Below are 16,191 nucleotides of genomic sequence, written 5' to 3' on the forward strand. Positions count from 1 at the left end.
GGCTCCTTAAGGTAACAAGCCCTTGACGTCGATAGGTTTGGCTTCGTTTTCAGCGTCGCCTTTGTCTTTACCGTCGATCGCCATACCCGCCATCCGGTAGAAATTGTACTCCGGGTATTTACCCGGGCCGGAAATCAGCAAGTGTTCTTTTTCATACACCAGATCCTGACGCTTGAACTCACCCAGTTCGAAATCTGGGGTAAGCTGAATCGCAGTGGTCGGGCAAGCCTCTTCACACAGGCCACAGAAAATGCAGCGCGAGAAGTTAATACGGAAGAACTCCGGATACCAGCGGCCATCCGCCATCTCTGCTTTTTGCAGAGAAATACAGCCTACCGGGCAGGCAACAGCACACAGGTTGCAGGCAACACAGCGCTCCTGGCCATCCGGATCGCGCGTCAGCACAATACGGCCACGGTAGCGTGGTGGCAGATAAACCGGCTCTTCCGGATACATCATGGTTTCGCGTTTGGCGAAGGCATTCATGCCTATCAGCCAGATACTGCGTACGGTTGTCCCGAAACCAACGACAAGGTCTTTTAATGTCATGTTCTTAAACCCCTTACTGCGCCGTGTACAGAATGACTGCGGCAGTCGCCAGCAGATTCAACAGCGTCAACGGCAGACAGACTTTCCAGCCGAACGACATCACCTGGTCATAGCGCGGACGCGGTAACGCAGCACGAATCAGAATGAACATCATCATGAAGAATGCCGTTTTAATCGCGAACCAGAAAATCGGTGGCAACCACGGACCGTTCCAGCCGCCGAAGAACAGCGTGACGATCAGTGATGAAACGGTCACGATACCGACGTATTCACCGACAAAGAACAGGCCGAATTTCATCCCGGCATATTCAATGTGGTAACCGTCGGCCAGTTCCTGTTCCGCTTCTGGCTGGTCAAACGGATGGCGGTGACAGACCGCAACACCGGCGATGCAGAAGGTAAGGAAACCTAAGAACTGCGGGATCACGTTCCACAGATGCTGCTGACTGTTAACAATGTCGACCATGTTGAATGAGCCCGCCTGTGCGACCACGCCCATCAACGACAGACCGAGGAACACTTCATAGCTCAGGGTCTGCGCAGAGGCACGCATTGCGCCCAGCAGCGAGTATTTGTTATTACTCGACCAGCCGGCAAACAGCACCGCGTACACCGCCAGACCCGCCATCATCAGGAAGAACAGCAGACCAATGTTCAGGTCGGCGCCCATCCAGGTGGAGGTCACCGGCACAATCGCCATCGCCAGCAGCAGCGAGGTAAAAGCAATCATAGGAGCGAGGGTAAAAATCACGCGGTCGGTAAACGGCGGGATCCAGTCCTCTTTAAAGAACATTTTGATCATGTCAGCGACCAACTGCAGGGAACCGCCCCAGCCGACACGGTTAGGCCCGTATCGGTTCTGGAACAGGCCGAGCAGACGGCGCTCACCAAAGCTCATAAAGGCGCCACAACCGACCACCACAAACAGGATAATCAGCGCTTTTACGACGGCAATCAGCACGTCGATAACTTCCGGTGTCAGCCAGCTCATTGTACTGCCTCCCGCAGATTGTCGATGTTGCTACCCGCCAGGAACGGTGGAATGCCCGGTAAACCGAGTGGCAAACCCACCTGCCCTGCCTGCAACGTGCTGGAGAAGCGTACTGGCAGGCGCAGTGTTTCGCCCTGGCAAGTAAACTCAACGGCCGTGCCGACATTCACCCCAAGCTTCGCCGCATCATCCGGATTAACCATCAGGTAGGCTTCTGGCATACGCTGCTGAATAACCGGGGCGCGCTGAGTCATTTCATCGCTGCCGAACAGGTGGAAATACGGTGCCACACGCCAGGCATCGTTCACGCCAGTGAAGGCAGCAGGTACCGTGTCGAACCAGCCCAGCTGTGTGGCCCCCGCTTCGATCAGACGCACGCCTGGATCGCCATTACGCAGGCTTCCGCCCACTTCCGCCTGGAATTTATTCCATGCCTGAGGTGAGTTCCAGCCTGGTGCCCAGGCAAACGGAATTTGCGAACGTGCTGCAGACGGCTGGTTGTTCCCTTCCATAGAGAAGGCAAACATGCTGTCTTTGTCCTGCGGCTGACGCGGCTCATGCACGTCGATGTTGGCGCGCATTGCAGTACGCCCACTCGAACGGTTAGGTGAACGTGCCAGTTTCTGACCACGAATACGGAAGCTGGCATCAGGTGCCGCTTCTTTAATCCCAGCCAGCTGTGGCAACGCCGCTACGCAGGCATCGATCACATGATCGAGCTGGCTCCAGTCCACTTCGCGGCTGTTAATCGTGCTTTGCAGCGAATGCAGCCAGCGCCAGCTTTCCAGCATCTGTACTTTTTCGTCGTAGTAGGCAGGGTCATAAACCTGGAAGAAGCGCTGTGCGCGGCCTTCCTGATTCACTACCGTACCGTCGCTTTCAGCAAAGCTGGCGCTGGAGAGGATCAGACCGGCTTTTTCCGTGGTCGACGTACGCTGATGATCGAGTACGATCACGTTTGGCGTATGGGCCAGCGCAGCATCCACCTTCGCCTTTGGCAGGTGACGGTAGAGATCGTTTTCCATGATAATCACGGCATCTGCTGCACCGCTTTCCAGCTCGGACAATGCCACATCAAGGGATTTCCCACCGATCAGGCCAAGACCCACGCTGTTCGTCGCGGTTGCCAGCAGGGTAATACCTACATCAGCACCGCGATTCTTCAGTGCTTTTGCCACGTTAGCGGCCGCCTGAATCATCGCTTCGCTGCCGGAGTTAGTCCCGGAGATAATCAGCGGTTTCTTCGCCCCGGCTAATGCCTGAACGATGACGTCAATTTTGCCTGCCAGTGACTTATCAATATCCGTAACGACAGGCGCACTTTCATCCAGTTCATGCGCAACGGCAAAACCAAGACGCGCCTGATCTTCCACCGGGGCGCGATAGCTCCAGGCGGCAATGTCATCAAGACGGGTCTGGTCAACGTTGGTGACAAACAGGGGATGCTTCGCGTTCTGCCCGATGTTCAGGATGGCGGCAATCTGCCAGTCTGCCACTTTCTGTGCGGCAGCCATTTCACGGGATTTGCCCTTCACCGCCTGACGCACTGACAGTGCAACGCGCGCTCCGGTCTGGGTCAGATCTTCACCCAGCACCAGCACCGCATCGTAGCTTTCAATTTCGCGCAGCGCCGGAGTATGAATTCCGCTGTCGCGCAATACTTTCAGCATCAGATCCAGGCGCGCCTGCTCTCCCGCCGCAATGCCGGTGGAGAAGTTTTCTGCACCGACCAGTTCACGCAGTGCAAAGTTGCTTTCTACGCTGGCTCGCGGGGAACCAATGCCGATCACTTTCTTCGCCTGGCGCAGCACATCCGCCGCGCCCTGCATTGCCTGGTCAGCATTCAGCGCGATCCAGTCATCACCGCGACGCTGCATCGGCTGGCGTGGACGGTCTTTCAGGTTCACGTAGCCATAGCCGAAACGACCACGGTCGCAGAGGAAGTAGTGGTTTACAGTACCGTTGTAGCGGTTTTCAATACGACGCAGTTCGCCATAGCGCTCACCCGGGCTGGTGTTACAACCGATGCTGCACTGCTGGCAAATGCTCGGTGCAAACTGCATATCCCACTTACGGTTATAACGCTCAGAGTGCGTTTTATCCGTGAATACGCCGGTCGGACAAATTTCAACCAGGTTACCGGAGAATTCGCTTTCCAGTACGCCGTCTTCCGGGCGACCGAAGTAGACGTTATCGTGCGCGCCGTAGACACCGAGGTCGGTGCCATCCGCGTAATCTTTGTAGTAACGCACGCAGCGGTAACAGGCGATGCAGCGGTTCATTTCGTGGGAAATGAACGGACCGAGATCCTGATTACGGTGGGTACGCTTCGTGAAACGATAACGACGGAAGCTGTGGCCGGTCATCACTGTCATATCTTGCAGGTGACAGTTACCGCCCTCTTCACATACCGGGCAGTCGTGCGGGTGGTTAGTCATTAACCACTCGACAACGCTTTCGCGAAACTCTTTGGCTTCGCCATCATCGATCGAAATAAAGGTGCCGTCAGACGCCGGGGTCATGCAGGACATAACCAGGCGGCCACGGGTGTCTTCGGCATTCTGAAATTGCTTCACCGCGCACTGGCGGCAGGCACCGACGCTACCGAGCGCCGGGTGCCAGCAGAAATAAGGAATATCTAAGCCGAGGGAGAGACAGGCCTGCAAGAGGTTGTCTGCGCCATCAACATCATATTCTTTACCGTCTACATGAATTGTAGCCATAGTGAACATGCTTCCGTAAGGCCCGTGCGAACACGGGCGTTAAACTTTGCTTACCAGCGCGCCTTTAAAAGGTTGGGCTGGATGCCGCTAATCGCGTGCGCGTTGCTGAATACCTGGGGTGCCATACCCGCTTCAAACTCTTCGCGGAAATATTTAATGGCACTTTGCAGTGGCTCTACTGCACCAGGCGCATGCGCACAGAAGGTCTTACCCGGGCCAAGCTGGCGGCAGAGTTGCAGCAGGGTTTCAATATCCCCCGGCTGTCCCTGTTTATTTTCCAGCGCGCGCAGAATTTTCACACTCCACGGCAGGCCATCGCGGCATGGCGTACACCAGCCGCAGGATTCACGGGCAAAAAACTCTTCAAGGTTACGCACCAGCGACACCATGTTGATTTCGTGGTCGACGGCCATCGCCAGCGCCGTACCCAGACGACTACCGGCTTTACCAATACTGGCAAATTCCATCGGCAGATCGAGGTGCGACTCGGTCAGGAAGTCCGTACCTGCGCCACCTGGCTGCCAGGCTTTGAACTTCAGGCCATCGCGCATGCCACCGGCATACTCTTCGAGGATCTCGCGCGCGGTGGTGCCAAACGGCAGCTCCCATACGCCCGGGTTCTTCACACGACCGGAAAAGCCCATCATTTTGGTACCGGCATCTTCGCTGGTAGAAATCCCTTTGTACCAGTCAACGCCGTTGGCGATAATGGCCGGTACGTTAGAGAGCGTCTCTACGTTGTTAACGCAGGTCGGCTTGCCCCAGGCACCCGCAGAAGCCGGGAATGGCGGCTTGGAACGCGGATTAGCGCGACGCCCTTCCAGTGAGTTAATCAGTGCGGTCTCTTCGCCGCAGATATAACGCCCCGCGCCGGTATGCACAATCAGCTCAAAGTCAAACCCCGTGCCGAGAATGTTCTTACCCAGCAGACCCGCTTCGGTCGCTTCCGCAATGGCACGGCGCAGGTTAACGGCCGCCTCAATGTACTCACCGCGCAGGAAGATGTAGCCACGGTAGGTTTTCAGTGCAAACGCGCTGATCAGCATGCCTTCCACCAGCTGGTGTGGCATCTGCTCCATCAGCAGACGGTCTTTATAGGTGCCCGGCTCCATTTCATCCGCGTTACACAGCAGGTAACGGATGTTCATGGATTCGTCTTTTGGCATCAGGCTCCACTTCAGACCCGTGGAGAAACCTGCACCGCCACGCCCTTTCAGGCCCGAATCTTTAACCTGACTGACAATCTCTTCCGGCGACAGGGATTTCAGCGCTTTTTCAGCCCCGGCATAACCATTCTTACTGCGGTACTCTTCGAGGAATACCGGCTGTTTGTCTTCACGCATGCGCCAGGTCAGCGGATGCATTTCGGCAGTACGCACGATCTGTCTCATTGATACTGCTCCAGTAAGTTGGCGATACCTTCCGGCGTCAGATGAACGTGGGTATCTTCATCCACCATCATCACCGGCCCTTTGTCGCAGTTGCCGAGACAGCAGGTTGGCAGCAGCGTAAAGCGCCCGTCCGCCGTGGTCTGACCCGGTTTGATATTCAGGCTGCTTTCCAACGCCGACTGAATCCCCTGGAAGCCCGTAATATGACAAACCACGCTATCGCAATAACGGATCACATGGCGGCCCACCGGAGTGCGGAAGATCTGGCTGTAAAACGTTGCCACCCCTTCCACATCACTGGCCGGGATCCCCAGCACATCAGCAATGGCGTGGATTGCACCGTCCGGCACCCAGCCACGCTGTTTCTGGACAATTTTCAGCGCTTCAATGGAAGCCGCACGCGCGTCTTCATAGTGGTGCTTTTCATGCTCGATGGCGTCGCGCTCTGCCGCACTCAGCACAAAAGCCCCGGTTTCATCGATCGTTTCGATCGCAATTCTTTGATCGTGCATAATTAGCGGTCCACGTCTGACATAACAAAATCGATACTACCGAGGTATACGATCAGGTCGGATACCAGGCTGCCGTTGATCACCGAAGGGATCTGCTGCAAGTGCGGGAAGCTTGGCGTACGCACGCGGGTGCGGTAGCTCATGGTGCTGCCATCACTGGTGAGGTAGTAACTGTTGATCCCTTTGGTCGCCTCAATCATCTGGAAGGATTCGTTGGCCGGCATAATCGGGCCCCACGACACTTGCAGGAAGTGAGTGATCAGGGTTTCGATATGTTGCAGCGTGCGCTCTTTCGGCGGCGGTGTGGTCAGAGGATGGTCGGCTTTGAACGGGCCTGCTGGCATGTTCTTCAGGCACTGTTCCAGAATGCGCATACTCTGGCGCATCTCCTCCATCTTCAGCATCACACGCGTGTAAGCACAGCTCACGCCGTCTCCGATTGGCACTTCGAAATCGAAGTTTTCATAACCGGAGTACGGGCGCCATTTACGCACGTCAAAGTCCAGCCCCGTACCACGCAGACCAGCACCGGTGGTGCCCCAGGCCAGCGCTTCTTCCATGTTGTAGGCAGAAACACCTTTGGAGCGGGCAATCAGCACGGAGTTTTTCAACGCCGTCTGTTCGTAAGCTTTCAGACGTTTTGGCATCCAGTCGAGGAACTCACGCAGCAAGCGTTCCCAGCCTTTCGGCAGGTCATGCGCCACGCCGCCAATGCGGAACCAGGCCGGATGCATACGGAAACCGGTAATAGCTTCCACTACGTCATAAATTTTCTGGCGATCGGTAAAGGCAAAGAACACCGGAGACATAGCACCGACGTCCTGAATAAACGTAGAGATGTACAGCAGATGGCTGTTTATACGGAACAGCTCTGAAAGCATCACGCGAATCACTTCAACGCGTTCTGGCACCTTGATACCTGCCAGTTTTTCAACCGCCAGTACATAAGGCATTTCATTGACGCAGCCGCCGAGATACTCGATACGGTCAGTGTACGGAATGTAGCTGTGCCAGGACTGGCGTTCGCCCATTTTTTCCGCACCACGATGGTGGTAGCCGATATCCGGCACACAGTCGACGATCTCTTCGCCGTCCAGTTGCAGGATGATACGGAAAGCACCGTGCGCTGATGGGTGGTTCGGACCCAGGTTGAGGAACATGAAGTCCTCATTGTTGGTCGAACGCTTCATGCCCCAGTCTTCTGGTTTGAAGGTCAGGGACTCCATCTCCAGATCCTCTTTCTGCTTGGTCAGCTCGAAAGGATCGAATTCGGTCGCACGCGCCGGATAGTCTTTACGCAACGGGTGCCCTTCCCAGGTCTGCGGCATCATGATGCGCGTCAGGTGTGGGTGGCCCTCGACATTGATACCAAACATCTCCCAGGTTTCACGCTCATACCAGTTGGCATTCGGGAAAATTTTGGTGATGGTTGGCACATTCAAATCGTTTTCAGACAACGCCACCTTGAGCATGATGTCGCGATTGCGTTCAATGGAGATGAAGTGATAGAAAACGGAAAAATCCGCCGCCGGTAATCCGGCACGGTGCGTACGCAGGCGCTCATCCATGCCATGCAGGTCATACAGCATCACATAAGGTTTAGGCAACTTGCGCAGGAACTCAATAATCTCAAGCAACTGCTCACGTTTCACCCAGACTACCGGCACGCCGGTACGGGTTGCTTGCACGGTAAAGGCATCAGGCCCAAAACGATTACGCAGCTCGCCGATCACCGGGTCATCCTGGTGATCTCGGGTTTGCCATAACGGCTGAGCGAGATCTTGCGTGGTTAAATCTGTCATAAGTTGTTCACCATTCTGGCCTGTCAGACAGGCACTCAGTGTTGGCGTCAGGTGGGTCAGCGCGATGACATTGTGTTTTTATTGCGCTTTTCATGACCACATCCATAAACTGCTGTCTTAAATTTCGTCAGGGGTACGCAGATTAGTGACTGCGATACGCTCGGCGTTTTTCCTGTCGCGCTCAGATTGCATATTGGCGCGATAAACGCCCTGATCGCTGACCACCCACGACAGCGGGCGACGTTCTTTTCCGATGGACTCCTGCAGCAGCAGCAGCGCCTGCATATACGCTTCAGGGCGCGGTGGGCAGCCTGGAATATACACGTCAACTGGCAGGAATTTATCCACGCCCTGTACTACGGAATAGATGTCGTACATGCCACCGGAGTTGGCACAGGCACCCATTGAGATCACCCATTTCGGTTCCAGCATCTGGTCATACAGGCGCTGAACAACCGGAGCCATCTTGGTGAAGCAGGTTCCTGCAACCACCATAAAGTCTGCCTGGCGCGGCGAAGCACGGATAACTTCAGAACCAAAGCGCGCAACGTCATGCACCGACGTAAACGACGTGGTCATTTCGACATAGCAACAGGAAAGACCGAAGTTAAACGGCCAAAGGGAGTTCTTGCGACCCCAGTTCACCATGTCGTGCATGGCATGTTCCAGCTTGCCCATGTAGACGTTTTGATGAACGTGCTTTTCCAGGGGATCGGTCACGATCTCCTGTTTTTGCAGTGGGTAACGGTCATTCTCACCGTTCGGGTCTATGCGGGTGAGCGTATAGTCCATGTTAATGCCTCGCTGTTACTGCTTGTGACGGTTGGCGTGCGAGATGGTGGTAGGTTTGACGTCAAACTGACGACGGGCAGGAGCCCAATCCAGTGCGCCAATGCGAACCAGATAAAACAGACCAGCAAGCAGAACCAAAATGAAAATGGCGGCTTCGACAAAGCCGACCCATCCGCTTTCGCGAATAGCCGTCGACCATGCGTAGAGATAGAGGGCTTCAACGTCGAAGATGACGAAGAACATGGCAACCAGGTAGAACTTGGCAGACAGACGCAGTTTTGCGGTGCCTACAGAGGCGATACCGGATTCAAAAGGTGTATTTGTATGCCTTCCACGGGCTTTTCCGCCCAAAAACCATGCTCCGGCCAACATCAGGCAGCAGAGACCAATCGAGACGATCAGGAAAACAGCGAATGCCCAGTGATGGGCGACGACTTCTGTGGTTGTTGACATACTCTTGCTTACTCACCAAAAGTGGCGTTTTGCGTCCTGCTCTATTATTTGGCAGTTAACACACCACATCGATTCAAGGGAAGAATGAAAAACCTTATAAATTTTACCGTCTTTAGCGATTAGGCAGTAATTTTATGTGGTTTTTTACTCCTTTAACTGACCTTTTGTCAACTTTGACAAAACTATCCGCACATTATTTTACACTCACAACATTTATTTAACACATGATGCTCAAAAAATGGGCTAAATCGAGTCAGTGACATCATGTGATCAAAGTGTAGCGGTTAAAACCTTGTTTGGATCGTGTATTTAACAAGGCCTATTTTGGCAGGATTCGTCCTCTTTTCCTGCCCCTTAATGGGGTTATTTTTTTGATCCAGAACACAGTTTGGTGTTTTTAGTGATAAAAACGGTCGGTTTTTTTACTGCCGAATCAATTAACTGATCGGACCAGATGACTCAGAAAGAGGAAAAAAATCGTCGTTCAACGAATAGGTGAATTTTTGACACCGCAGTGTTAATTGACGTCAAAAAAAGAAGGGTTTCACTCGACTAAAAGGTAAAAAAAAGGCCTTTCAGATTAAAAATACGCTGAAAGGCCTTTTTTACTCAGTAAAACTTAAATTCATCAATGTTTAATGATAAAAGTAATCGTTTGCGTTTACTGGTTATTCTTCTTCATCGGCAAAAGCTGCGCTGTCTGGCGCTGCAGGGGTCAGGCGATAGGGATCATTGCCGGACTCCATTGCGTTGAAGATTGCCAGCGCCAGTTCGTTATCGCTGTCCGGGTTACGGCACAGCAAATACTCGGTGTCTGGCAACATTGGCAGCCCTTCAGCAGCCCCCATTACGCGTAATTCCGGGCTCATCATCTCAACCGGACGAGCTGTGACACCCAGGCCCGCTTTCACCGCAGCACGGACCGCAGCAAGTGTTGAGGCAACGTACGAGATACGCCACGGAATGCCCGCTTCGTTAAGATGGTCAATGGCCATGTCACGGTATGGGCTTGGCTCATCCAGCAGAACCAAAGGAATGGCTTCTCCACGCTGGAAGATGTAGTCCGCGGCACAGTACCACAATGTTGGAGACGTACGCAGAACCTGCCAGGCGAAGTTCATCGGGCTGGAGGTCGTCACCACCAGATCAACTTCACCCTGGTTTAACATTTCCATCATGAAGGGATTGCGTTTCACACGGACATCGATAGCCAGTTTCGGGTAAACCGATGTCACGCGGTTGAGCAGAAACGGTAAAATGGTATCAGAAGTATCATCAGATGCGCCGATGGTCAGTACGCCCTGAATGTTGCTGTACATCAGAGAAGTACAGGCTTCATCGTTGAAGCGCAGGATTTTTCTGGCGTAGCCCAGTAACTGAATACCATGTTCCGTTAATAACTTGTTGCGTCCATGCCTGGCAAACAGCTCTTTGCCTACCAATTGTTCCAGACGCTGCATCTGCTGGCTTACGGCTGACTGCGTTCTGCACACCGCTGCTGCAGCGGCAGCAAAGGTGTTCAAATCAGCAACAGCAACGAAGGTTCTCAGCAGATCGAGGTCAAGATTAAGTATTGGACGATTTGCACTAGTCATGTTTTTTTCTTCACTTTATAAGTTTTTTACAAACAGCTACCCTGGTGTTATTACCTTTTTTATCAATGGGATAAAATGATAACAATTGCATAATGGCTACAGTGTTTAGCAATAAAAAAAATTACCCGATGCATTACTTTCATTGGCAGACGAATAAGTAGTTTTTACTCTGGTAATTTTGACCAATGGTGAATGGCAAGATCGCAGAGAAAAGGTTCTTCCGTCTGATACATCACTAATGCACGCTGCACTAACCCATAAGTTGCAGGAAGCCGCGTCGTTATAGTTAAGTAACGCCGACAAAACTCAAAAAGAGACGAGTTGCGGTGTCGTTAGTCTAAAACAACCCTTGAAAATTAAGTTACCAACACGCTGTAGAAACAGCGAAAAATGTTAAGCAGTACTTATTGTTTAGGGTAATAAAAATCTTTTTTTTATTACCGGAAGAACCTGCACACCCGGTGCAAAGTCTCCTGAAGGTTATCCTGACATACTGTCGTTTACTTTTTAAGCCCAAAACTGATTATTCTTATCACTAAAGTAAGATTTTATTGGCAACAGCCCGCAGCACAGGCCCTGACACTACAAACTTTATTATTCCCACAGCACGATTATCACACTCGGTCGAGGCAGCATGCGGATCAGCCCTCAATGGTCAATCTTCACGCAAAGCCCCCTTTGTACAAAAAACATACCGACAAATAAGCGTGACTTGACTGTTTCATGTATCATCAGTACATCAATATTTACTAAATAATTTAATAATCACGTTGAAAAAGTATGACGGATAGGACAATACGCTGAGATTTTAAAACATCTGAATAGTTGTTCACATCGGATTACACTCAGATAACAGCATGAAATGTCATAAAACAGCGATCCAGTGTGCACGCCTGCCATCTGAATGAAAAAACATCCTTTAACACACCAAAGCCTGTTGCCACCCTTCAAAAGGAACCAGGAGAAGAGTACATTGTGCAATGTTTAGTTTTCCACGGCAGGAATGCCCTTCTGCCAGTCAAGGCGACAGAGATGACCCCAATTGATAAATCCAGCAAACTGTATAATGTGTGTTACGACATTCGCGGCCCGGTATTAAAAGAAGCCAAGCGCCTCGAAGAAGAAGGAAATAAAGTCCTCAAGCTGAACATCGGTAACCCTGCCCCGTTCGGTTTTGAAGCCCCGGATGAAATTCTGGTCGATGTCATCCGTAACCTGCCAAGCGCACAGGGTTATTGCGACTCAAAAGGCCTCTATTCCGCCCGTAAAGCGATCATGCAGCATTATCAGGCGCGCGGCGTGCGTGATATGACAGTAGAAGACATCTATATCGGTAACGGTGTGTCTGAACTGATTGTGCAATCCATGCAGGCGCTGCTGAACAGCGGCGACGAAATGCTGGTGCCCGCGCCGGATTATCCGTTGTGGACGGCGGCCGTATCGCTCTCTGGCGGCAAAGCGGTTCACTACCTGTGTGATGAGTCTGCAGGATGGTTCCCGGACCTGGATGATATCCGCAGCAAAATTACACCGCGTACTCGCGGCATTGTGATTATTAACCCGAACAACCCGACCGGTGCCGTCTACAGCAAAGAACTGCTGTTGGAAGTGGTCGAACTGGCGCGTCAGCATAACCTGATTATTTTTGCCGACGAGATCTACGACAAAATTCTTTATGACGCCGCACAGCATCACTCTATTGCCGCCCTGGCACCGGATCTGTTGACCATTACCTTTAACGGTCTGTCAAAAACCTACCGTGTGGCGGGCTTCCGTCAGGGCTGGATGGTGCTGAACGGACCGAAGAAACATGCGAAAGGCTATATCGAAGGGCTGGAAATGCTGGCCTCAATGCGCCTGTGCGCCAACGTCCCTGCGCAACATGCGATTCAGACGGCGCTGGGGGGATATCAGAGTATTAGCGAATTTATCCAGCCTGGCGGCCGTCTGTATGAACAGCGCAACCGTGCCTGGGAGTTGATCAATGAAATCCCGGGAGTCAGCTGCGTGAAGCCGGATGGCGCGCTGTATATGTTCCCGAAAATCGACAGTAAGAAGTTCAACATCCACGATGACCAGAAAATGGTGCTCGACTTCCTGCTACAAGAAAAAGTGCTGCTGGTGCAGGGTACTGCGTTTAACTGGCCGTGGCCGGATCACGTTCGTATCGTCACCCTGCCGCGCGTGGATGAGCTGGATATGGCGATTAACAAGTTTGGTCGCTTCCTCAGCGGCTATCGCCAGCTGTAATGTTCCCCCCAAAGAGCGGCTAAGGCCGCTCTTCGCATTTTGACGTAAGGGAAAATGACCATGACTCAAAGCCACTTTTTTGCCCACCTCTCCCGCCTGAAACTGATCAACCGCTGGCCGCTGATGCGTAATGTGCGTACCGAAAATGTCTCGGAGCACAGCTTACAGGTGGCAATGGTCGCCCATGCTCTGGCCCTGATCAAAAATAAGAAATTTAATGGCAATCTCAACGCTGAACGTATCGCAATGATGGCGATTTATCACGATGCCAGCGAAGTGCTGACCGGCGATCTGCCCACACCGGTGAAGTATTACAACGCGCAGATTGCCCATGAGTACAAAAAGATAGAGAAGATTGCCCAGCAAAAGCTGATTGAAATGCTGCCGGAAGAGCTGCGTTCCGCCTATGCACCGCTGATTGATGAACATCAGCACAGCGAAGCGGAGACGGCCATCGTCAAGCAGGCTGATGCTCTCTGTGCCTATCTGAAATGCCTGGAAGAATTATCAGCGGGTAATAATGAGTTTCTGCTGGCAAAAGCGCGGCTTGAGAAGACGCTGACGCAGCGCCACAGCCCGGAAATGGACTATTTCGTCGAAGTCTTCGTGCCGAGCTTCAGCCTGTCGCTGGACGAAATCAGCCAGGACTCGTTGTAATCCTCCCGGGCGCGGCATGCCACGCCCAGCTGCACGGATATTTCCCAGGGGTCAGGCATGCCTGACCCGGCGGTCAAAACGCATACTCCAGTTTCAGACTCACGTCATTACGATCATAGCTGTACAACCAGTCGACGTTACTCTTCACCTTGTTATGCCGCACGGTCAGCAGTGGAACAAACCCCGCGACCTTCCAGTCAACCGCCTTCAGCACCAGCGTATAATTCTGCTCTTTGTCGCGACGACGCATCTCAAGAAGCGGACTGTACATGCCGTAATCACGCTGCCGATACGCGCTAAATACGGTCGCCTGGAACCCGGCAGGTAACTCAACAGAAGCGCCCAGACGAACGCCCTTCTGCTGATAGGCATTGACCTTATCTTCCGCCGTACTGTCGACAAAATCGATACCGCCAAACAACGTCACCCCTGCCCCAACCTCACGATACAAGGTGGCGTAAGTTGAGGTTTGCCCGCCATCAAAATTTTGCGCATACAGCTGCTGCCGAAAGCGCATCGCTTTATAGTCGCTCTCAATTTTCAGCAACGAGGCGCTGCCCGCCAGATAGCTCCACTCTGCGTGCGCACCCCAGGCACCGTAAAAGGCGTCATTACCCAGATCGTAATACTCAAACGTGGGTGCAACAGCAATCTGATGGCGTCCCTTGCGATAGCTGTAACCCGCCTGAGTACTGAAGGTCGTTTCGTTGTAGTCGCCGTGGGTGCGGTACTGAGTACCAAACAGCTGTGAACGAATATACAAGCCATGATGCTGCCAGATGGGAATACGCCGCTGCACGCTGGCGTCAAAGCTGATGCCAGTGGTACTGATCGCCTTCGGCAAGGTGCGCTCGTAATAACACTGACCACTGATCGACAGCAGGCAGGTCTGGCTGGCAGAGGTCCGGTTAACGTTATCCGTCCATTCGGGACCAAAAGCGAAAGCCCCGGTCCAGGCCTGACGTTGTTCCAGTGCATCACGGAACAGGCCAATCGACTTGCGGACGCCCGCCGTTTTTGGGTCGCTGGCATCAATACTCTCCAGCGTCTCGGTGAAGGTATTCTCCGCCTCGCGCTCCTGACCATCTTCAAACAGCGTGCGGGCCAGCTCAAGCCGGGCTGGCAGGAAACCGGGCTGCCTGTTCAGCAGTGCGGTAAATTCAGCAACAGACTGCGAAAAATCACCCCTTTTGCGCGCCAGCAATCCCTGTGCGTAGTGCACCAGCAGCGGGTCACGGTCGGCAAAGGTCAGATAGTCATTGAGAAAACGTTGCGCTTCCGGCCACTGCTGCGATTGCAGCGACAGATAGAGCGCCTGCCCCACGGCCGGGGAGCTGTGCTCTACCTGCCAGGTTTGTCCATCAATCGTAATTGTACTGCCCGCCGGGGCGGTGGTTTCACTCTGCAACAGATCGCGTTCGCGGTCTGCCGCCTGGCGCTGCACGTTCATCTCAAGCATGCGGCGAGTATCTTCACGCTCCTGAGCATGAGCGACTGAGAGCGTACAAAAAAAGGGTATAGCGATTCGTAAGGCACGGATACCCATCAGCCTGCTCATCCGCATAACGTTCCCCGAATAAAAAAAGCAGGGATCCGATAAAGGATCCCTGCTGAGGAGCAACCCTCAGGCTGCCGGTAGATTAGTTTTTAGTACCACCAAAGGCAGTATCTTTATTACGGTCTGAGAATTTCACCAGACCGGCTACAGCAGAAGCGCCGGTACCGTAGAACTGACCATTCAGAGCACCACCGGTACCGCTAACGCTGGTTACCGCTACGTTGCTTGCCGCCAGTTTCACATCGGAAGCAGAAGTGGTAATGGTGCCGCCGGTGAAGGCAATATCACCGGTAGAGCTGGCCGTTTTGGTGCTGAAGTTAGCAGTCAGCGTACTGGATGGCAGGGCTGCTGTCGCAGAGGTGCCACGGTTGATGGATTTCACCGCATAGGTCACTGGACCAGTGGTTGGCAGCGTGGTGGCAACATTCCCATTGTTCCCTACGTAAAATGCGGTATGAGTGCCATTAACTTTGCTACCGACAGCCGTCCCTTCTGCATCCCACTCACCGAACCACACATCCTGGGTTCCCACCTTGGCAAATGACCAGACCCCCAGGCCACCATGACCAGGAACGCCGATAGCCGTCAGTTGTTTACCGGAGAATTTGTAGCCATCGTTCCCACTGTTTTTGAACATCGGTAACGTGAAATGGCTGAAAGCCGTGATGGCACTGTTTAACTGCCCGCTCACTCCCGCCCCTGCAACAGCAGGCGTCGTCGTTCCAGCCTGACCAATAAGCAGGTTACTGCTGGCACTGGTGCCCCCGACAATGACCGCTGCCTGTGCCACACCTGTTGTCGCCAAAATTGCCAAAGCCAGAACCACTTTATTCTTTGCAAACATTGGAACTCTCCTTAAAAAGATGATTTACAACGGTTAACTGCAAATTTAGAGCCGCCCTTACGTGTTACACCAGC

Annotated in this window: 12 protein-coding genes and 1 pseudogene; 2 read left to right on the plus strand and 11 right to left on the minus strand. The window is 53.1% G+C overall.

Going from position 1 to position 16,191, the window contains the following annotated elements:
- Window positions 1-6: 6 nt before the first annotated feature.
- From nuoI to lrhA, 9 genes and pseudogenes are all read right to left on the minus strand, one after another.
- Complete coding sequence (nuoI, locus tag WH277_RS21280; RefSeq protein WP_048915455.1) at window positions 7-549, minus strand: NADH-quinone oxidoreductase subunit NuoI; 543 nt, start codon at window positions 547-549, stop codon at window positions 7-9.
- 13 nt (window positions 550-562) lie between these two features.
- Complete coding sequence (gene nuoH / locus WH277_RS21285; RefSeq protein WP_133841404.1) at window positions 563-1,540, minus strand: NADH-quinone oxidoreductase subunit NuoH; 978 nt, start codon at window positions 1,538-1,540, stop codon at window positions 563-565.
- Complete coding sequence (nuoG, locus tag WH277_RS21290; RefSeq protein WP_133841403.1) at window positions 1,537-4,263, minus strand: NADH-quinone oxidoreductase subunit NuoG; 2,727 nt, start codon at window positions 4,261-4,263, stop codon at window positions 1,537-1,539. Before nuoG ends, nuoH begins: the two co-directional genes overlap by 4 nt.
- Before the next feature lie 50 nt (window positions 4,264-4,313).
- Entirely contained in the window at window positions 4,314-5,654 is a 1,341-nt protein-coding gene (nuoF, locus tag WH277_RS21295; RefSeq protein ID WP_133841402.1) for an NADH-quinone oxidoreductase subunit NuoF, read from the minus strand.
- The gene (nuoE, locus tag WH277_RS21300) at window positions 5,651-6,166 is read right to left on the minus strand and encodes an NADH-quinone oxidoreductase subunit NuoE (protein WP_133841401.1); all 516 of its coding nucleotides are present in this window, start codon (window positions 6,164-6,166) and stop codon (window positions 5,651-5,653) included. The genes nuoF and nuoE overlap by 4 nt, the downstream gene beginning before the upstream one ends.
- A gap of 2 nt (window positions 6,167-6,168) precedes the next feature.
- Window positions 6,169-7,982, minus strand: a pseudogene (gene nuoC, locus WH277_RS21305) (NADH-quinone oxidoreductase subunit C/D).
- Window positions 7,983-8,085: 103 nt separating this feature from the next.
- A complete protein-coding gene (locus WH277_RS21310) occupies window positions 8,086-8,760 on the minus strand; it encodes a NuoB/complex I 20 kDa subunit family protein (protein WP_133841399.1) in 675 nt (224 codons plus the stop codon).
- A 15-nt stretch (window positions 8,761-8,775) separates the two neighbouring features.
- Window positions 8,776-9,213, minus strand: coding sequence for an NADH-quinone oxidoreductase subunit NuoA (nuoA, locus tag WH277_RS21315; RefSeq protein ID WP_004158614.1), 438 nt, complete (start codon window positions 9,211-9,213; stop codon window positions 8,776-8,778).
- 668 nt (window positions 9,214-9,881) lie between these two features.
- Window positions 9,882-10,808, minus strand: coding sequence for a transcriptional regulator LrhA (lrhA, locus tag WH277_RS21320; protein WP_133841397.1), 927 nt, complete (start codon window positions 10,806-10,808; stop codon window positions 9,882-9,884).
- 1,032 nt (window positions 10,809-11,840) lie between these two features.
- Here lrhA and WH277_RS21325 point away from each other — a divergent pair.
- Both WH277_RS21325 and yfbR read left to right on the plus strand, forming a co-directional pair.
- Window positions 11,841-13,058, plus strand: a complete 1,218-nt coding sequence (locus tag WH277_RS21325; protein WP_339506806.1) for a pyridoxal phosphate-dependent aminotransferase — start codon at window positions 11,841-11,843, stop codon at window positions 13,056-13,058.
- 60 nt (window positions 13,059-13,118) lie between these two features.
- Window positions 13,119-13,715 (plus strand): 5'-deoxynucleotidase, encoded by a 597-nt coding sequence (gene yfbR / locus WH277_RS21330; protein ID WP_133841395.1) that lies wholly within the window; start codon window positions 13,119-13,121, stop codon window positions 13,713-13,715.
- Between the two features lie 73 nt (window positions 13,716-13,788).
- On the opposite strand, the gene WH277_RS21335 is transcribed toward yfbR, so the two are convergent.
- Both WH277_RS21335 and WH277_RS21340 read right to left on the minus strand, forming a co-directional pair.
- On the minus strand, window positions 13,789-15,273 hold the full coding sequence (locus WH277_RS21335) for a porin family protein (RefSeq protein ID WP_238336998.1): 1,485 nt from the start codon (window positions 15,271-15,273) through the stop codon (window positions 13,789-13,791).
- 82 nt (window positions 15,274-15,355) lie between these two features.
- The gene (locus WH277_RS21340; RefSeq protein ID WP_133841394.1) at window positions 15,356-16,117 is read right to left on the minus strand and encodes a Slam-dependent surface lipoprotein; all 762 of its coding nucleotides are present in this window, start codon (window positions 16,115-16,117) and stop codon (window positions 15,356-15,358) included.
- Window positions 16,118-16,191 lie beyond the last annotated feature (74 nt).

It is taken from the genome of Erwinia sp. MYb416 (assembly GCF_037479575.1).
Taxonomy (GTDB): domain Bacteria; phylum Pseudomonadota; class Gammaproteobacteria; order Enterobacterales; family Enterobacteriaceae; genus Erwinia; species Erwinia rhapontici.